The following is a 16,904-nucleotide window of genomic DNA, read 5'->3' as shown; positions in this document are numbered from 1 at the left end:
CCTCCGCGCAACCCCCGTCACCTGGGTCACCCCTTCTTGCCGATGACCGCTTCCATCACGCTCTTCGCGATCGGGGCGGCGAGACCGCCACCCGAGATGTCCTGGCGGCTGGCCGCGCTGTCCTCGACCACGACGGCGACGGCGACCGGGGAGCCCGAGCTCGTCTTCGCGTACGAGACGAACCAGGCGTACGGGTTCTCGCTGTTGTCGACACCGTGCTGGGCGGTACCGGTCTTGCCGCCGACGGTGACACCCGGCATGTCGATCTTGGCGTTGCCGCCGGTGCCGCCCGGGTCGTTGACCACGGTCTCCATCATCGACTGGAGCTTCTGCGCGTTCTCCTCGGTGAGCGGGCGGCTCATCTCCTTGGGCTCCGTCTTCTCGATGGTGTCGAGGTTCGGGGCCTTGAGCTCGTCGACCATGTACGGCTCCATGAGCTTGCCGTCGTTCGCGATCGCAGACGCGACCATGGCCATCTGGAGCGGGGTGGCGGCGGTGTTGAACTGGCCGATGGAGGAGAGCGCGGTCTGCGACTGGTTCATGTCGTCGTCGAAGTTCGACGCGTTCGAGCGGACCGGGACGAACTGCTCCTTGTTGAAGCCGAACTTCTCGGCCTCCTTCACCATCTCGTCGTTGCCGAGGTCGGAGCCGATCTTGCCGAACACGGTGTTGCAGGAGACCTTCAGGGCCACCCGCAGCGTCGCGTTCTTGCAGGGGATGTTGCCCTCGTTCGGCAGCGGCGTCGTGGTGCCCGGCATCGTCCACGGCAGCGGGGTGTCCGTCGCCTTGTCCGGGTCGTAGTTCCCGCTCTCCAGCGCCGCGGCGGCCGTGACCAGCTTGAACGTGGAGCCCGGCGGGTACGTCTCGCGCAGCGCCCGGTTCGTGAGCGGCTTGTCCTTGTCCTTGTCGAGCTTGCCGAACGTCTCGCTGTCCTTGGTGGAGTTGCCGGCGAAGACCGAGGGGTCGTAGGACGGCGTGGAGGCGAGCGCGAGGATCTTGCCGGTGGAGGGCTCGATGGCGGCGACGGCACCCTTGCCGCGCGTCTTCAGACCGTCGTAGGCGGCCTGCTGCGCGGCGGCGTTCAGGGTGGTCGTGACGTTGCCGCCCTCCTTCTGCTTGCCCGTGATCATGTCGAGGGTGCGGCGGAAGAAGAGCCGGTCGTCGTTGCCGGTGAGAATGCCGTCCTCGATGGACTCCAGCTGCGTGGCGCCGACGATCTGCGAGGCGTAGCCGGTGACGGGCGACCACATGGGCCCGTTCTTCCAGGTCCGCTTGTACTTCAGGTCGCTGCCCGAGGTCGCCTTGGAGCCGGTGATGGGCTTGCCGTCGACGATGATGTCGCCGCGCGGCTGGGCGTACCGCTCGATGGTGACGCGGCGGTTCTTCTCGTTCGTCTGGAGCGAGTCGGCCTGGACGTACTGGAGCCAGTTGTCCCGGATCAGCAGCGCGAGGACGAGCAGACCACAGAAGATCGCGATGCGGCGCAGGGGCTTGTTCACGGTCGGACCACCTGGGTCATCTCGGCGTCGGGGCTGGGGGCGGGCGAGGGCGCCGGGCGGCGGGCGGTGTCGCTGATGCGGATGAGGATGCCGATGAGCGCCCAGTTCGCGATGACGGAGGAACCGCCGTAGGCGAGGAACGGCATCGTCATACCGGTCAGCGGGATGAGCCCCATGACGCCGCCCGCGACGACGAAGACCTGGATCGCGAAGGCGCCGGAGAGGCCGACCGCGAGGAGCTTGCCGAAGGGGTCACGGGCGGCGAGCGCGGTGCGCACGCCCCGCTCGACGATCAGCCCGTAGATGAGCAGGACGGCCATGACGCCGGCCAGGCCCATCTCCTCGCCGTAGGTGGCCAGGACGAAGTCGGAGTTGGCCGCGAAGCCGATCAGGTCGGAGTTGCCCTGGCCGAGGCCGGTGCCGAGGACGCCGCCGGAGCCGAACGCCATCAGGGACTGGGCGATCTGGTCGGAGCCGGTGGACTGGATGACCGCGTCGGAGAACGGGTTCAGCCAGGCGTCGACGCGCTCCTGGACGTGCGGCTCGAAGGTCGCGACGGTGACCGCTCCGACCGCCGACATCAGCAGACCGAAGACGATCCAGCTGGTGCGCTCGGTGGCGACGTACAGCATGACGACGAACATGCCGAAGAACAGCAGCGAGGTGCCGAGGTCGGTCTCGAAGACCAGGATGAGGATCGACATCGCCCAGACGACGATGATCGGGCCCAGGTCGCGGCCGCGGGGCAGGTAGAGACCGAGGAAGCGGCGGCTGGCCAGGGCCAGCGCGTCCCGCTTCACCATCAGGTACCCCGCGAAGAAGATCGCGATGACGATCTTGGCGAACTCACCGGGCTGGATGGAGAAGCCGCCGATGTGGATCCAGATCTTGGCGCCGAACACGTTCATGCCGAGGCCGGGGACCAGCGGCAGCAGCAGCAGGATGATCGAACCGACCATCGAGATGTACGTGTAGCGCTGCAGGATGCGGTGGTCCTTCAGCAGCATCAGCACGCCGACGAACAGCGCGATGCCGATGGCCGAGTACATCAGCTGCTTGGGCGCCGACGGGCTGAACGCCCCGTAGGCCGCCTTGCCGAGGCGCTGGAGCCGCTCCGACTGGTCGAGCCGCCAGATGACGACCAGACCGAGCCCGTTGAGCAGCGTCGCGAGCGGCAGCAGCAGCGGGTCCGCGTAGGCCGCGAACTTGCGTACGACGATGTGGGCGACGCCGGCGAGCAGGCCGAGGCCGAGCCCGTAGCCGAGCAGGCCCGCGGGGAGCGAGCCGTCGATGGCCAGGCCCACGTTGGCGTACGCGAAGACGGGGATGACCACGGCGAACGCGAGGAGCGCCAGCTCGGTGTTGCGCCGGCTGGGTGCGCCGATCGCGCCGATGGTCGACGTATGGGTCGTGGAACTACTACTCATGGCGTGCTGTGGCCCCCAACGGCTTCTACTGCTGTGCGCACGCCTTGGCCAGCTGCTGCTCTTCCTCGGAGAGAGTGGGGCCAGGGGTGGGCGTGGGTGACGGTGACTTCGCCTTGCCGGACGGCGAGTCCGACGGGTTCGGCGAGTCCGAGGGGTTCGGCGTGGGCGGCGCCTTGCGCAGCGACGCCGTGGACGCGGTGCCCGTGGTGCCGCCTGCTTCGCCCTCGCCGGTCTTCGCGTTGTTCTCGTTCTCGGCCTGCTGCCGCTCGGCCTGCTTCCGGCAGGCGCCGGCCTGCGCGGACAGTTCCACGATCTTGTGCTGCGCGGCGGCCAGGTCGCCCTCGGCGATCGTCTCCTCGACCTGCTTCTTCTGGTACGGCGGCAGGTACTTGAGCTCGATCTCCGGGTGGTCCTTCTCGACCTTGGACAGGCTGACCCAGGCGAGATCCTGGTTGATGCCGCGGTAGAGCGCCACGTGCTCGTCCTTCGAGCCGACGAAGTACTGCGTCTGCGTCCAGCGGTACCCGCCGTACAGGCCGCCGCCGATGACGGCGAGCGCGAGCACGGTGTAGAGCGATCTCTTGACCCACTTGCGGCCGTGGCGCGGCTTCTCGTAGTCCTCGTCCGCGTACGCGCCGAAGTTCCCCTCGGGCGCGTAACCGGCCGCGTCCCCGCTGCCGGGCGGTCCGAACTCGCCGCCGCCACCGCCCTGGCCCGGCACCGGACGCCCCAGGTTCGAGGCCCGGCCCGCCGGGGTCTCCATGGCGCCGCCGTCGTGCAGCTGGTGCTGGTTCTCGGCGACCGCGCCCACGATGACCGGGGCGTCGGAGATCTGGCCGGCGAGGGTGTCCCCGCCGTCGATGTCCAGGACGTCGGCGACGATCACCGTGACGTTGTCGGGGCCGCCGCCGCGCAGGGCGAGCTGGATCAGGTCCTGGACCGTCTCCTGCGGGCCCTGGTAGCTGGCGAGGGTCTCCTCCATCGTCTGGTGCGAGACGACGCCGGACAGGCCGTCGGAGCAGATCAGGTACCGGTCGCCGGCCCGCACCTCGCGGATGGAGAGATCGGGCTCGACGTGGTCGCCGCTGCCCAGCGCACGCATCAGCAGCGAGCGCTGCGGGTGCGTGGTGGCCTCCTCCTCGGTGATGCGGCCCTCGTCGACCAGGCGCTGCACCCAGGTGTGGTCCTGGGTGATCTGCGTGAGCACGCCGTCGCGCAGCAGGTAGGCGCGCGAGTCGCCGACGTGGACGAGGCCCAGGCGCTGACCGGTCCACAGCAGTGCCGTGAGGGTGGTCCCCATGCCTTCGAGCTGGGGGTCCTCCTCGACCATCACGCGCAGCTGGTCGTTGGCCCGCTGCACGGCGGTGCCCAGCGAGGTCAGGATGTCCGAGCCCGGCACGTCGTCGTCGAGCGCGACGATGGTGGAGATCACCTCGGACGAGGCCACCTCGCCCGCGGCCTGGCCCCCCATGCCGTCGGCGATCGCGAGCAGCCGGGGACCGGCGTAACCCGAGTCCTCGTTGCCCTCGCGGATCATGCCCTTGTGCGATCCGGCGGCGAAACGCAGTGACAGACTCATGCGCACCTGCCCCGTGGATTCTGACTCCGGGTACATCCGCACGGTGCCCACCCTCCGGTCGGGAGCGCGCTGGTGTCCTGGTTGGGGACCGCCGCGCCGGCTCGCTCGCTCCGCTCGCGCTCATTCATGATGTAGCACTACTTCCGCAGCTCGATGACGGTCTTGCCGATGCGGATCGGTGCGCCCAGCGGGACCGGCGTAGGAGTCGTGAGACGGGTCCGGTCGAGATACGTGCCGTTGGTGGACCCGAGATCCTCGACGATCCACTGGCCGTCCCGGTCCGGATAGATCCTGGCGTGCCTGCTGGACGCGTAGTCGTCGTCCAGCACGATCGTGCTGTCGTGTGCGCGGCCGAGCGTGATCGTCTGCCCCTGCAGCGCCACCGTCGTACCCGTGAGGGTGCCTTCGGAGACGACCAGCTTGGAGGGGGCGCCGCGGCGCTGCCGCCCGCCGCCCTGCTGCTGGCGCTGGGGCGCGGCCGGCGCGGCCGCCTGTCGTGCGGTCTGCTGCGGACGCGCGCTGTCGCGGCGCGCGCCGCGCTGCGTGACACGCGTACCGAACAGGTCGCTGCGGATGACCTGGACGGCCACGATCACGAACAGCCACAGAACGGCCAGGAAACCCAGCCGCATGACCGTCAGGGTCAGCTCTGACATTGCCCCCGCTTCACCCTTCGGCTTGCCGATAAACGATGGTGGTTTGACCCACGACGATCCGCGAGCCGTCGCGGAGCGTAGCGCGGGTGGTGTGCTGTCCGTCCACCACGATGCCGTTGGTGGACCCGAGATCCTGGATCGTCGAGGGCGTTCCGGTCCGGATCTCGCAGTGCCGGCGCGAGACGCCGGGGTCGTCAATCCGTACGTCCGCCTCGGTGGAACGGCCGAGCACGAGGGTCGGCCGGGAGATCTGGTGGCGGTTGCCGTTGATCTCGATCCAGTGGCGGACGCGGGTGCCGGGCAGCGCTCCCGCGCCGGGACGCTGCGCCGCGGCGGAGCCGGGGCCGGCCGCGGCCGGGCGGCCCGGCGGCGGCGCCGACGGCATCGGCGGGGCGGCGGACTGCTGCTGGTAGCTGTAGCCGCCGGGTGCCTGGTTCGGACGGGCCGCGACGGGCCGCTCCGGCTGACCGGCCTGACCGGGGTGCCCGGACTGACCGGGGTGGTCCTGACTGGTGGACGACGCCAGCGTGCGGCTGCGAACCCGGTACAGACCCGTGTCCAGGTCCTCCGCCTTCTCCAGGTGCACCTTGATGGGGCCCATGAAGGAGTACCGCTGCTGCTTCGCGTAGTCGCGCACCATGCCGGACAGCTCGTCGCCGAGCTGTCCCGAGTACGGGCTCAGGCGCTCGTAGTCCGGCGCGCTCAGCTCCACGATGAAGTCGTTCGGGACGACGGTCCGCTCGCGGTTCCAGATCGTCGCGTTGTTGTCGCACTCGCGCTGCAGTGCGCCCGCGATCTCCACGGGCTGCACCTCGGACTTGAAGACCTTGGCGAAGGTGCCGTTGACCAGACCCTCAAGCCGCTGCTCGAACTTCTTCAGGACTCCCATGGGGCACCTCCTCCTTCGTAGCCGCCCTGCTTGCCGCTGCCGCTTCTCGGTACTGCTTACTGATCGTATCCACGCGCCGGGAAAACGGCTGGTTCCCCCTGCTCGCACAGTGGATGAGTGTCGACGCTCACAGCCCTTCCTATGAAGGATCGTAGAGGTGGCCTCCGGACAGTGTCCCGTACGCGGCTGTGGAGCGGTCGGCGTCTCGCCGAGCCGGGCCGTGGAGGGCCGGGGTGCGGCGCGGTTCGGCGAGGTCCGCCGTGTCAGGTGCCCGCCAGGGGGCCACGGAAACGGATGTGAATCCACCCTCTGCAGCGTGCTAATCTTCTGGATGTCGGAAGGCGCTCACCCCGAAAGGGCGGGAGCCGGAGGACACACCCAATGCGCGGGTGGCGGAATAGGCAGACGCGCTGGATTCAGGTTCCAGTGCCCGAAAGGGCGTGGGGGTTCAACTCCCCCCTCGCGCACAGCTGAAAGCCCCGCAGGTCTTCGGACCTGCGGGGTTTTTGCGTTGCTTGCGGTCTGGGGTCTGGGGCTTGGGGTCTGGGGCCTGGGGAGTGTGGGTGCCCGGGGTTCAGGGTTCAGGAGGTGTGCGCGGGGCGCCGCGGCCGGGAGCCGCGATGCCCTGGGATCTGATCTGTCTCCGGGGTTTCTGATCTGACTCTGTGGTTTATGTCACCTTCGTATGAGCGGGCTCCGGAACAGGGGTCCCGGGACCCGGGTCATGCCGCGAGGCGGGCGGCGAGTTCCTTGCCCTTCGCCCGGGCGGTGTCCAGCGCCGACGTGCGCGAGGCCTCGTAGAGCGGGACCAGCTCGGCCATGGCCGGGTTGCTCGGCGCCATGGTCAGCTCCGGGACGATGAAGTCGAGGTCCAGGCCGAGCCCGCCGCGCAGCGCCGCCTCCAGGAAGTTCTGCACGTGGTCCATGCCCGCGCGCGGGGTGCCCGGCGCGTAGGAGCCGCCACGGCTGGCGACGACGGTGACCGGGGTGCCCTGCGCGGAGGGGGTGTCGGTGCCGGCGGTGCGGCCGATCAGGATCACGTTGTCCAGCCACGCCTTCAGCGTCGACGGGATCGCGAAGTTGTACATCGGGGCGCCGATCAGGACGGCGTCCGCCCGCTCCAGCTCCTCGATGAGCTCGATGCGCCGGGCGAAGGCGGCGGTCTGCTCCGGCGTGTGCGTGGCCGGGTCGGCGAAGCCGGCGAGGTGGGCGTCGGCGGTGATGTGGGGCACCGGGTCCGCGGCCAGATCGCGGTAGATGACCGTGCCGTCCGGGTGCTGCTCCTGCCAGGCCGTGCGGAACGCGTCCGTGACGGCGCGCGAGGCGGAGGCGGAGCCCGGGAAGACGGACGAGTCGATGTGCAGCAGCGTGGCCATGGTGTGTCTCCCGCTGGGGTCGGGGTGAAGTTCAGTACGTGACTAGTAATAGCACAGTGACTTACTTTTATTTAGTCCCCTACGGGAGCGCAGTACCCTGGACGCATGGCGGGCAGCGGGGAAGACCACGAGCACCGGGGGCACCGGGAGAGCGGCGATGGCGATGCGCAGGCGGGAGCGCGGGCGGCTCAGGCATCCGTGCGGGCGCAGGCACCGGTGCGGGCGCAGGCACCGGTGCGGGCGCCGGGGGTGGACGCGTGCGTCGGGCGTGAACCTCAGGGGTGCGCCGGGGTCGATGTCGGTATGACGCGCGTCTTCGGGCTGCTCGGCAAGCGGTGGACCGGGCTGGTGGTGGCGGTCCTGATGCAGGGGCCGGTGCACTTCGCCGATCTGCGCAGGGCGATCCCCGGGATCAGCGAACGCATGCTGTCCGACCGGCTCACCGAACTCGGCACCGCCGGGCTCGTCGTGCGCCAGGTCGACGAGGGGCCCCCGCTGCGCGTCTCCTACCGGCTCACCGCGGCGGGGTCGGCGCTCCAGCCGTCGCTGGCGGAGCTTGGGGCGTGGGCGGAGAAGTACCTGGGGGCTGAGGGCGGGACGTGTCCGGAGGAGTTTCGTCAGTAGGGGCTGTTGCGCTGGGCGCGGGGCCGGGGTGCTGGGCGCTGAGTGGGGGGTGCGGGGCGCGCGGAGGGCCGGGGTTTTCCACAGGGGGTGGGTTTTCCACAGGCTCTGACGAGGTCTTCCGGGCGGCGGTACGGTCGTGGCCGGTTCGGAACGGGGACCGTGGTGGCGGTCCCGTACGGGGTGGGAGGCGGGCGGCATGGGCCGACTCGGAGTCGACGACGCGGTGACGACAGAGGTGCGGGAGGACGAGGCGCCCGCGGCGCGGCGGTTGCCGCAGGTGCCCGGGTTCGCGGGGCGCACCGGCCCCGGGGCACGGCGCGCGGAGCCGTCGCCGAAGGCCGCGGGCAAGGCGCTGCGGAGGCAGGTGCCGAGGTCCTCGCATGCGGGGTTCGAGGTGAGCGCGGACCGGCCGGACGCCGTGCGGGCCGTCGCCGAGGGCAACCGCGGGCGGCTCGCCGAGCTGATCCCGCTGCGCGTCGGGCGGATGGCCGCGAACCCGTTCGCCTTCCTGCGCGGCAGCGCGGCATTGATGGCGCACGACCTCGTGCACACCCCGCTGACCGGGATCGGCGCCCAGATCTGCGGGGACTCCCACGCGGGGAACTTCGGTCTGTACGGGGACGCGCGCGGCGGCCTGGTCATCGACCTGAACGACTTCGACGAGACGGTGCACGGCCCCTGGGAGTGGGACGTCAAGCGGCTCGCCGCCTCGCTCGTGCTGGCCGGGCGGGTGGCCGGGGCGGACGAGGACACCTGCCGCAAGGCGGCCCACGACGCGGCGGGCGCCTACCGGCGCACGATGCGGCTGCTGGCCAAGCTGTCGGTGCTCGACGCGTGGAACGCGATCGCGGACGAGGCGCTCGTCTCCCACACCGACGCCCAGGACCTGGTCGGCACCTTGGAGCGGGTCGCGGAGAAGGCGCGGCACAACACCAGCGGGCGGTTCGCCGCCAAGTCCACCGTGGTGGCCGCGGACGGCGGGCGGCGGTTCGTGGACGCGCGCCCGGTGCTGCGCGGGATACCCGACGCGGAGGCCGAGGCCGTCGCCGCCTCCCTCGCCGGGTACCTGGAGACGCTGTCGCCGGACCGGCTGCCGCTGCTCGGCCGGTACGCGGTCCACGACGTGGCGTTCCGCGTCGTCGGCACCGGAAGCGTGGGCACCCGGTCGTACGTGGTGCTGCTGCTCGACCACCGCGGCGAGCCGCTCGTGCTCCAGGTGAAGGAGGCCCGGCCGTCGGCGCTGCTGCCGTATCTGCCCGCTGTCGGGTTCGAGGTGGGCGCCGTCGAGCACGAGGGGCGGCGCGTGGTGTTCGGGCAGAAGCGGATGCAGGTGGTCAGCGACATGCTGCTGGGCTGGACCACGGTCGACGGACGGCCCTACCAGGTACGGCAGTTCAGGAACCGGAAGGGCAGCGTCGACCCGGCGGCCCTCGCCGTCGACCAGCTCGACGACTATGCCCGGATGACCGGGTCGCTGCTCGCCCGCGCCCATGCGCACAGCGCCGATCCGCGGTGGATCGCCGGGTACTGCGGCAAGGGCGACGTGTTGGACGAGGCCGTCGCGTCGTTCGCGGTGACCTACGCGGACCGGACCGAGGCCGACCACGAGGAACTGGTGCGAGCGGTGAAGGAGGGGCGGGTCGCGGCGGAGACGGGGGTGTGAGGGGCGGGGCTGGGCAGGGCTGAGCGGGATGACGCGGGATCGTGCGGGGCCGGGGTGGTGCGGGGTGGTGCGGGGCGGCCGGGATCGTGGCGGGGGCTTTGACGGCAGGCCCTAGGCTGGACGGGTGACGACCCCGGAGACCGATGTGGCAGAGCAACCGCAGGAGCAGCCAGGGCAGCGGCCCGAGGAGCGCCTCGAACGGGCGGTGCGCGCCGCCGAGCAGGCGCTGATCGAGTTCGAGATCGCGGTGGAGACGTTCCGGGTCGAGGTGGAGAACTTCTCGCGGCTCCACCACCAGAAGCTCGGGCCGATGTACACGCGCCTCGACGAGCTGGAGGCGCTGATCGCGGAGGCCACGGCGGCCCGGACCGGCGATCCCGAGGACCGGCGCACGGCGGACGAGGCGCGGGCGCGGGTGATGCCGATGCCGGGCGTCGAGGAGCTGTTCCACGGGTGGATGGACGGGGACGGGCTGTTCCCGGAGGCCGCCGCGATGCTGACCGAGCAGACGGTCCGGCCGCCGCAGCGGGTACGCCCCAGCGACGAGGCCCGCAAGCTCTACCGGGAACTGGTCCGCAAGTCCCACCCCGACCTGGCGCAGGACGACGCGGAGCGCGGCCGGCGCGACGAGTTCATCGCGCGGGTGAACGCGGCCTACGGGCGTGGTGACGAGGCGCTGCTGCGTGAGCTGGCCGCGGAGTGGGCGGCGGGCCCGGTGGCTCCCGCGCGGCAGTCGACCCCGAGCGAGGAGCTGTACGCGCGCCTGGAGTGGCTGGCGCAGCGCAAGGAACTGCTGGCCTCGGTGGCGCGGGACCTGGAGGAGAGCGCGATCGGCGCCATGCTGCGGATGGCGCCGGAGGACCCGGACGCCCTGCTCGACGAGATCGCCGAGCAGCTGCTCGCCCAGGTCGCCGAGCGCGAGGCCGAGCTGGAGCGGCTGACGGCTTCCTGAGCCGCCGGGTCCGCTGGTGCGGAGGCCGGGGACGCGGCTGGGTCGGGTAGCGTCGGGGCCATGGTTTTCGGTTCTGGTGTGCCCACGGTCGGTGTCGACGAGCTCAAGGCGGACGACTTCCTCCTCGACGTCCGGGAGGATGACGAATGGCAGGCGGGCCACGCGGAGGGCGCCCTGCACATTCCGATGAGCGAGTTCGTCGCCCGCTACGGCGAGCTGACCGAGGCGGCGCCGCAGGACGGCCGGGTGAACGTGGTCTGCCGCGTCGGCGGGCGCTCCGCGCAGGTCACGCAGTACCTCGTCCAGCAGGGCGTCGACGCGGTGAACGTCGACGGTGGCATGCAGGCCTGGGAGGCGGCCGGCCGCGCCGTCGTGAAGGATGACGGGCAGCCGGGCGCGGTGGTCTGAGCGCCGTCCTGGGTTCGCGGAGACTGGGGTTCCGGGGTCTGAACCGCCGTCCGGAGGCTGATGGGTCGCGGCGGCTGGGGTCCCGGGGGCTGATCGCCGTCCTGGGCTGACGGGTTCGCGGCGACCGGGGTCCCGGGGTCTGACCCGCCGTCCTGGGCTGACGGGTTCGCGGCGACCGGGGTCCCGGGGTCTGACCCGCCGTCCTGGGCTGACGGGTTCGCGGCGACCGGGGTCTCGGAGGCTGGCCGCTGCCCTGGGCTGACGGGTGTCGGAGACCCGGGGGCTGTGTGCGGGCCCGGCCGGGTGCTGCGGCGCGGAGACCCCGGGTCGGGTTCCGTGGTGGTGCGGGGGCGTTCAGCCCAGGGGGTGGGCGGCCAAGAGGTCGCCGAGGAGTTCCTCGTGCGCGGCGGCCGGGCCGAGCGAGAGTTCCAGGTGCTTGGCCCAGGCGTGGTACCGGTGCAGCGGATAGTCCGTGTCCGCGCCGAAGCCGCCGTGCAGGTGCTGGGCGGTCTGCGCGACGCGCCGCACGCCGTCGGCCGCCCAGCTCTTGGCCACCGCCACGTCCCCGGCGAGCGGCAGCGGGCCGGTGGCGCCACTGCTCAGCCGCCAGGCGGCCTGCCACAGGGTCGCTTCCATCGCGCGCAGATCGATGTAGCGGTCGGCGGCCTGCACGGCGACCGCCTGGAACGTGGCGATGGGATGCCCGAACTGTTCGCGTTGGCTCGCGTAGTCGCTGGTCATCCTCAGGACGCGTTCGCCCAGGCCCAGAGCGAGCGCGCAGGTGCCGGTGGTGAGCAGGGCGTGCAACTGGGGCCAGGCGTCGGGGGACTCGATCAGGTCGGACGGCGCGAGACGGACGCCGTCGAGGCGGAGTTCGGCGAGCCGCTCACCGGTGGTGGAGAACTGTTCGGCGAAGTGCAGACCCGGCAGGTCGGCGGCGGGTCCGGGCAGAACGGCGAGCACGGGGGCGCCGGCGGTGGTGCGGGCGGGCACGACGATCCGGTCGGCGTTCAGCGCCCAGGAAACCGCCGTCTGCACGCCGTCCAGCACCCAGCCGTCCCCCTCCGCGTCGGTGGCACGGCGCGCGGTGACCGCGAGGTCGGCCGCGTCATGGCCCGTGCGACCGGCCGAGGCGACCGTCAGGACGTGCTCGCCCCGGCCCGCGCCCGGCAGCAGCGACTCCCGCAACTCCTTGCCCCCGTACGCCTGTACGGCCGCCGCGGCCGCGCTGTGTTCGAGCAGCGGGATCCGGGCCAGGACCGCCGCGGCCTCGCGCAGCGCCAGGCACAGGGCGATGGCGTCCAGGCCCGTCCCGCCGTACTCCGGCTCGATCAGCAGGCTCAGCAGATCGGCGGCGGCCGCCTTGGCCCACAGGGCGCGGTCGAGGTCGTCGGCCACGGCACCGGGGACGAGCGCGGGGCTGGGCACCTGGTCGGGGGCGACCGCCGCGAAGACCGCCCGGGCCGCCTCGACGACCGCCTGCTGCTCCTCGGAGAAGGTGAAGTCCACCGGATTGCCTCCCGTTCCTTCTGAGCCTGTACGGGGACGCGTCCCGCCCCCTGTGTCAGACGGGGCCGGGCACGCCGCCATGACCTGACGGGGCGTCAAGAGGCGTCAAGATAGAACAGGTTCTATGAGAAGGGAACAGGTCCGGGTCGGGCGTGGGCGCGCGGGGCGCGGGGGTGCAGTGCCCGGGGATGCAGTGCCCGGGGTGCCCAGGGCGCGGGGCTGGTGACACTAGGGCCCCGTGCAGGGCGCCGCCCCGGGCCCGAGACCTAGAGACCCAGGGCCCGGGGGGCACGGGCCGTGACTCAAGAACCCGGGATCAGCGGTCGAAGTCGACCTCCACCTTCTCCGTCGCCGGATGGGACTGGCAGGCCAGGACATAGCCCGCCTCGGTCTCCTCCGGCTCCAGCGCGAAGTTCCGGTCCATCCGGACGGTGCCTGAGACGAGGAAGGCGCGGCAGGTTCCGCAGACGCCTCCCTTGCAGGCGTAGGGCGCGTCCGGGCGGTTGCGCAGCACCGTCTCCAGGAGGGACTCGCCGTCCCCCACCGGCCAGGTGCCGGAGCGGCCGTCGAGCTGTGCCGTCACCGTGCTGTGCGCGGGCACGGGCACCGTGGTGGCACGGAGGGGCGCGGGGCCGTCCTCGACGTGGAAGATCTCCTCGTGGATGCGTTCGCGCCGCACCCGCAGGCCGCGCAGCGCCCGCTCGGCACCCTGCACCAGCCCATAGGGCCCGCACAGGAACCATCCCGCGACCTCCGCCACCGGCAGCAACGCGGGCAACAGCGCCGCCAGTCGCTCCTCGTCGAGCCGGCCCGAGGCGAGCCCGGCCTGCTGCTCCTCCCGGGAGAGCACGGTGACGAGCTGGAACCGGTCCGGATAGCGGTCCTTCAGGTCGGCGACCTCGTCCAGGAACATCGTCGATGCGGCGGTGCGGTCGCTGCGGATCAGGCAGAACCGGGCCCTGGGCTCGCGCCCGAGCAGTGTCGCCGCGATGGACAGGACCGGGGTGATGCCGCTGCCGCCGACCACCGCGGCGTAGTGCCCGGGGGCCGGTTCGAGAGTGAAGCGCCCGGCGGGCGGCATCGCCTCCAGCTCGTCGCCGACGGCGATCTCCTTGTGCGCGTACGTCGAGAAGGCGCCGCCGTCGACGAGCCGCACGCCGACCCGCAGGGTCCGCGGCGGCCCGTCGGCCGGGACCGGGGAGCAGATCGAGTACGTGCGGCGGATCTCCGCGCCCTCCGCGGTGCCGCGCAGGGTGAGGTGCTGGCCCGGGGCGTGGCGGTAGGCCTCGCGCAGCTCCGTGGGGACGGCGAAGGTGAGGGCGACGGAGTCGTCGGTGAGCCGGTCGACCGCGGTGACGCGGAGCCGGTGGAAGCGGGCTCTGCGCCCTCCTTCGGCCATCACAACTCCTTGAAGTGGTCGAAGGGTTCACGGCAGGACAGGCAGCGGCGCAGCGCCTTGCAGGCCGTGGACGAGAAGCGGCTGAGCAGTTCGGTGTCGGTCGCGCCGCAGTGCGGGCAGGCGACGGGGCCGGCCGTGTCGTCGACAGCCCCGGCCAGGTGCCTGGTCGGGCCGAGCGCGAGGGGGACGGGGCCCGCCGGGCGCGTGGTGCGGGGCGGCGCTATGCCGAACTCCTGCAGCTTGCGGCGGCCCGCGGGGGTGATGTCGTCCGTCGACCAGGCGGGGCTCAGCACGGTGTGGACGATGACCTCGGGGATGCCGTGCTCGTGCAGGACGCGCTCGATGTCGCTCGCCATCGTCTCGAGGGCGGGGCACCCCGTGTACGTGGGGCTCAGCTCGACCTCGACGCGGCCGGGGCCGCGGGCGTGCACGGCGCGCAGGACGCCCAGCTCCTCCAGGGTCAGCACGGGCAGCTCGGGATCGGGCACCGAACCGGCCAGGACCCGCAGCTCGGCTTCGAGGGGAGTCTCCCGGTCGTGGGCGAGGGTCACCATGACGCCCCCGGGTGGCTGCGGTGCAGGTGCTGCATCTCGGCGAGCATGCGCCCAAACGGTTCGGTGTGCAGGCCCTGGCGTCCCGCTCCCGCGCGCCAGCCTCCGGTGGTGGGGCCCTCGGGGACGGAGAGGGTGGCCTGGCGCAGGGCGTCGGTCACGGCCATCGTCCAGGGTGCCCGCAGGGCGGCCACGTCGAGCTCCGGGTCGGGGCCGCCGGCGTCCAGGCCGGGGAAGGGCTGGAACATCTCGCCGGTGAAGCGCCACAGCGCGTCGACCGCGGCTTGCATGCGGGTGTGGCTCTCCTGCGTGCCGTCGCCCAGGCGCAGCGTCCACTGCCGGGCATGGTCCTGGTGGTAGGCGACTTCCTTGACGGCCTTCGCAGCGAGCGGGGCGAACACGCTCTCCCCCTCCGCCAGCCGCGCGTACAGGAGGTGCTGGTACGTGGAGAAGTAGAGCTGGCGGGCGATGGTGTGGGCGAAGTCCCCGTTCGGCTGCTCGACGAGCTGGAGGTTGCGGAAGGCGCGCTCCTCGCGCAGGAACGCCAGCTCGTCCTCGTCGCCGACCGTGCCGAGGAGCAGGCGGGCCTGGCCGAGCAGGTCGAGGGCAATGTTCGCCAGGGCGACCTCCTCCTCCAGGACGGGCGCGTGGCCGGCCCACTCGCCGAGGCGGTGCGAGAGGACCAGGGCGTCGTCGCCGAGGGCGAGCGCCATGGCCGCGGTCGGGCTGAGGGTCTCGGGGGGTTCGGAGACCTCGGGGGTCTCGGGGGTCGTGGTCACAGGTGCTTCACCCCCTCGGGGATCTCGTAGAAGGTCGGGTGGCGGTAGGGCTTGTCGGCGGCCGGCTCGAAGAACGGGTCCCGCTCGTCCGGGGACGAGGCGGTGATCGCCGTGGAGGGCACGACCCACAGGGAGACGCCCTCGCCGCGGCGCGTGTACAGATCCCGCGCGTTGCGCAGGGCCAGCTCCGCGTCCGGGGCGTGCAGGGAGCCGGCGTGCGTGTGGGAGAGGCCGCGCCGGGAGCGGACGAAGACCTCCCACAGGGGCCAGGCCGGAGCGGGCCCGGCGGCCTCGGGGGTGGGGATGGCACTCATGCGGCCCTGCCTTCCGACGTCGTCGCTGCCTTCGCGTGCTTGGCCGCGTGGGCCGCGGCGGCCTCGCGCACCCAGGCGCCCTCGTCGTGTGCGCGCCTGCGCTGGGAGATCCGCTGGTCGTTGCACGGGCCGTTGCCCTGAAGGACCTCGCGGAACTCCGACCAGTCGATGGGCCCGAAGTCGTGCTGCCCGCGCTCCTCGTTCCACCGCAGCTCCGGGTCGGGGAGCGTCAGTCCGAGCGACGCGGCCTGGGGGACGCAGATGTCGACGAAGCGCTGACGCAGTTCATCGTTCGAGTGACGCTTGATCTTCCACTCCATGGACTGTGCGGAGTGCGCCGATTCGTCGTCGGGGGGGCCGAACATCATCAGGGACGGCCACCACCAGCGGTCCACGGCGTCCTGGGCCATCGCGTGCTGGGCCTCCGTGCCGCGGCTGAGGGCCAGCAGCAGCTCGTACCCCTGCCGCTGGTGGAAGGACTCCTCCTTGCAGACCCGAACCATCGCGCGGGCGTAGGGGCCGTAGGAACAGCGGCACAGCGGGACCTGGTTGGTGATCGCCGCGCCGTCCACCAGCCAGCCGATGGCGCCCACGTCGGCCCAGGTCAGCGTCGGGTAGTTGAAGATCGAGGAGTACTTCTGGCGGCCGCTGTGCAGCTTGTCGAGGAGCTCGTCGCGGCTGGTGCCGAGGGTCTCGGCCGCGCCGTACAGGTACAGCCCGTGGCCCGCCTCGTCCTGGACCTTCGCCATCAGGATCGCCTTGCGGCGCAGGGACGGCGCACGCGTGATCCAGTTCGCTTCTGGCTGCATGCCGATGATCTCGGAGTGGGCGTGCTGGGCGATCTGGCGCACCAGCGTCGCGCGGTAGGCGTCCGGCATCCAGTCGCGGGGCTCGATCCGCTCGTCCGCCGCCACGGCGGCGTCGAAGGCGGCCTGGAACGCCGCGGCGCGGTCCGTCTCCGTCCCGGCCACCTGGTGGTGCGGGGCTGCTGTCGCCATTCCCGGTCCCCCTCGACCTCGGCTGCCCGAATCCCGGCCGGGCCTTCGCCCGCTCCCGACCGATCGTTCGGTTCGTGGATTCAATGGTGGGACGTCGCGCCGTAGGGTGTCAACCCTGAGCCGCCCAGCCTGTGGATAACCGCGGGCAGCTGTGCCGAGCGGCCGCTCCCCAGTACCGTGCCGGTGCCGCACCGGCCGTGCCGGTCGACGCGGAATCGGTTCGTCGCCGGGCGGTCAGGTGGCCGGGTGGCCCGGGTGCCCGGGCCGGACGGGCCAGGGGA

Annotated in this window: 16 protein-coding genes and 1 tRNA gene; 5 read left to right on the top strand and 12 right to left on the bottom strand. The window is 72.0% G+C overall.

Annotated features, from left to right (window positions below):
* Nucleotides 1-26: 26 nt before the first annotated feature.
* From ACIBW6_RS15945 to ACIBW6_RS15925, 5 genes are all read right to left on the bottom strand, one after another.
* Nucleotides 27-1,499 carry a peptidoglycan D,D-transpeptidase FtsI family protein gene (locus ACIBW6_RS15945; RefSeq protein WP_399059913.1) on the bottom strand — a complete coding sequence of 491 codons (1,473 nt, stop codon included), beginning with the start codon at nt 1,497-1,499 and terminating at the stop codon, nt 27-29.
* Nucleotides 1,496-2,926 carry an FtsW/RodA/SpoVE family cell cycle protein gene (locus ACIBW6_RS15940; RefSeq protein WP_399059912.1) on the bottom strand — a complete coding sequence of 477 codons (1,431 nt, stop codon included), beginning with the start codon at nt 2,924-2,926 and terminating at the stop codon, nt 1,496-1,498. Before ACIBW6_RS15940 ends, ACIBW6_RS15945 begins: the two co-directional genes overlap by 4 nt.
* A gap of 25 nt (nt 2,927-2,951) precedes the next feature.
* A complete protein-coding gene (locus ACIBW6_RS15935; RefSeq protein WP_399059911.1) occupies nt 2,952-4,505 on the bottom strand; it encodes a Stp1/IreP family PP2C-type Ser/Thr phosphatase in 1,554 nt (517 codons plus the stop codon).
* Between the two features lie 137 nt (nt 4,506-4,642).
* Nucleotides 4,643-5,161, bottom strand: coding sequence for an FHA domain-containing protein (locus ACIBW6_RS15930; RefSeq protein ID WP_399059910.1), 519 nt, complete (start codon nt 5,159-5,161; stop codon nt 4,643-4,645).
* Nucleotides 5,162-5,171: 10 nt separating this feature from the next.
* Nucleotides 5,172-6,050, bottom strand: a complete 879-nt coding sequence (locus tag ACIBW6_RS15925; protein ID WP_399059909.1) for an FhaA domain-containing protein — start codon at nt 6,048-6,050, stop codon at nt 5,172-5,174.
* A 383-nt stretch (nt 6,051-6,433) separates the two neighbouring features.
* On the opposite strand from ACIBW6_RS15925, the gene ACIBW6_RS15920 reads away from it, so the two are divergent.
* Nucleotides 6,434-6,517 (top strand) — tRNA-Leu (locus ACIBW6_RS15920).
* Nucleotides 6,518-6,772: 255 nt separating this feature from the next.
* Here the strand turns inward: ACIBW6_RS15920 and ACIBW6_RS15915 are convergent.
* On the bottom strand, nt 6,773-7,426 hold the full coding sequence (locus ACIBW6_RS15915; protein ID WP_399059908.1) for an FMN-dependent NADH-azoreductase: 654 nt from the start codon (nt 7,424-7,426) through the stop codon (nt 6,773-6,775).
* Between the two features lie 303 nt (nt 7,427-7,729).
* Between ACIBW6_RS15915 and ACIBW6_RS15910 the strand changes: the two genes are divergently transcribed.
* The 4 genes from ACIBW6_RS15910 (at nt 7,730) to ACIBW6_RS15895 (ending at nt 11,073) form a co-directional block, all read left to right on the top strand.
* Nucleotides 7,730-8,050, top strand: a complete 321-nt coding sequence (locus ACIBW6_RS15910; protein ID WP_399059907.1) for a winged helix-turn-helix transcriptional regulator — start codon at nt 7,730-7,732, stop codon at nt 8,048-8,050.
* Between the two features lie 196 nt (nt 8,051-8,246).
* A complete protein-coding gene (locus ACIBW6_RS15905) occupies nt 8,247-9,713 on the top strand; it encodes a DUF2252 domain-containing protein (RefSeq protein ID WP_399059906.1) in 1,467 nt (488 codons plus the stop codon).
* Between the two features lie 124 nt (nt 9,714-9,837).
* A complete protein-coding gene (locus tag ACIBW6_RS15900) occupies nt 9,838-10,665 on the top strand; it encodes a J domain-containing protein (protein ID WP_399059905.1) in 828 nt (275 codons plus the stop codon).
* A gap of 60 nt (nt 10,666-10,725) precedes the next feature.
* Nucleotides 10,726-11,073, top strand: a complete 348-nt coding sequence (locus ACIBW6_RS15895) for a rhodanese-like domain-containing protein (protein WP_399059904.1) — start codon at nt 10,726-10,728, stop codon at nt 11,071-11,073.
* Nucleotides 11,074-11,427: 354 nt separating this feature from the next.
* On the opposite strand, the gene ACIBW6_RS15890 is transcribed toward ACIBW6_RS15895, so the two are convergent.
* The 6 genes from ACIBW6_RS15890 to paaA all read right to left on the bottom strand — a co-directional run bounded on the left by ACIBW6_RS15890 (nt 11,428) and on the right by paaA (nt 16,623).
* The gene (locus tag ACIBW6_RS15890) at nt 11,428-12,582 is read right to left on the bottom strand and encodes an acyl-CoA dehydrogenase family protein (RefSeq protein ID WP_399059903.1); all 1,155 of its coding nucleotides are present in this window, start codon (nt 12,580-12,582) and stop codon (nt 11,428-11,430) included.
* A 316-nt stretch (nt 12,583-12,898) separates the two neighbouring features.
* Nucleotides 12,899-13,981, bottom strand: a complete 1,083-nt coding sequence (locus ACIBW6_RS15885) for a 2Fe-2S iron-sulfur cluster-binding protein (protein ID WP_399059902.1) — start codon at nt 13,979-13,981, stop codon at nt 12,899-12,901.
* Nucleotides 13,981-14,535, bottom strand: coding sequence for a 1,2-phenylacetyl-CoA epoxidase subunit PaaD (gene paaD / locus ACIBW6_RS15880; protein ID WP_399059901.1), 555 nt, complete (start codon nt 14,533-14,535; stop codon nt 13,981-13,983). Before paaD ends, ACIBW6_RS15885 begins: the two co-directional genes overlap by 1 nt.
* On the bottom strand, nt 14,529-15,245 hold the full coding sequence (gene paaC, locus ACIBW6_RS15875) for a 1,2-phenylacetyl-CoA epoxidase subunit PaaC (RefSeq protein WP_399060033.1): 717 nt from the start codon (nt 15,243-15,245) through the stop codon (nt 14,529-14,531). Before paaC ends, paaD begins: the two co-directional genes overlap by 7 nt.
* Nucleotides 15,246-15,307: 62 nt before the next feature.
* A complete protein-coding gene (paaB, locus tag ACIBW6_RS15870) occupies nt 15,308-15,625 on the bottom strand; it encodes a 1,2-phenylacetyl-CoA epoxidase subunit PaaB (protein WP_399059900.1) in 318 nt (105 codons plus the stop codon).
* A complete protein-coding gene (gene paaA, locus ACIBW6_RS15865) occupies nt 15,622-16,623 on the bottom strand; it encodes a 1,2-phenylacetyl-CoA epoxidase subunit PaaA (RefSeq protein WP_399059898.1) in 1,002 nt (333 codons plus the stop codon). The genes paaB and paaA overlap by 4 nt, the downstream gene beginning before the upstream one ends.
* Nucleotides 16,624-16,904: the final 281 nt, after the last annotated feature.

The sequence above is a fragment of the Streptomyces sp. NPDC049813 genome, from assembly GCF_044465085.1.
Lineage (GTDB): Bacteria > Actinomycetota > Actinomycetes > Streptomycetales > Streptomycetaceae > Streptomyces.
The sequence above is the reverse complement of the archived record's forward strand: the minus strand, read 5'-3'. Positions and strand labels throughout refer to the sequence as shown.

Bases quoted from the DNA above. Each gene is read 5' to 3' on its own strand.
- ACIBW6_RS15910 (WP_399059907.1), top strand. From the start codon at position 7,730: ATGACGCGCGTCTTCGGGCTGCTCGGCAAGCGGTGGACCGGGCTGGTG.
- paaB (WP_399059900.1), bottom strand. From the start codon at position 15,625: ATGAGTGCCATCCCCACCCCCGAGGCCGCCGGGCCCGCTCCGGCCTGG.
- paaA (WP_399059898.1), bottom strand. From the start codon at position 16,623: ATGGCGACAGCAGCCCCGCACCACCAGGTGGCCGGGACGGAGACGGAC.
- ACIBW6_RS15940 (WP_399059912.1), bottom strand. From the start codon at position 2,926: ATGAGTAGTAGTTCCACGACCCATACGTCGACCATCGGCGCGATCGGC.
- ACIBW6_RS15935 (WP_399059911.1), bottom strand. From the start codon at position 4,505: ATGAGTCTGTCACTGCGTTTCGCCGCCGGATCGCACAAGGGCATGATC.
- ACIBW6_RS15925 (WP_399059909.1), bottom strand. From the start codon at position 6,050: ATGGGAGTCCTGAAGAAGTTCGAGCAGCGGCTTGAGGGTCTGGTCAAC.
- ACIBW6_RS15895 (WP_399059904.1), top strand. From the start codon at position 10,726: ATGGTTTTCGGTTCTGGTGTGCCCACGGTCGGTGTCGACGAGCTCAAG.
- ACIBW6_RS15905 (WP_399059906.1), top strand. From the start codon at position 8,247: ATGGGCCGACTCGGAGTCGACGACGCGGTGACGACAGAGGTGCGGGAG.
- ACIBW6_RS15885 (WP_399059902.1), bottom strand. From the start codon at position 13,981: ATGGCCGAAGGAGGGCGCAGAGCCCGCTTCCACCGGCTCCGCGTCACC.
- paaC (WP_399060033.1), bottom strand. From the start codon at position 15,245: ATGGCGCTCGCCCTCGGCGACGACGCCCTGGTCCTCTCGCACCGCCTC.
- ACIBW6_RS15915 (WP_399059908.1), bottom strand. From the start codon at position 7,426: ATGGCCACGCTGCTGCACATCGACTCGTCCGTCTTCCCGGGCTCCGCC.
- paaD (WP_399059901.1), bottom strand. From the start codon at position 14,535: ATGGTGACCCTCGCCCACGACCGGGAGACTCCCCTCGAAGCCGAGCTG.
- ACIBW6_RS15930 (WP_399059910.1), bottom strand. From the start codon at position 5,161: ATGTCAGAGCTGACCCTGACGGTCATGCGGCTGGGTTTCCTGGCCGTT.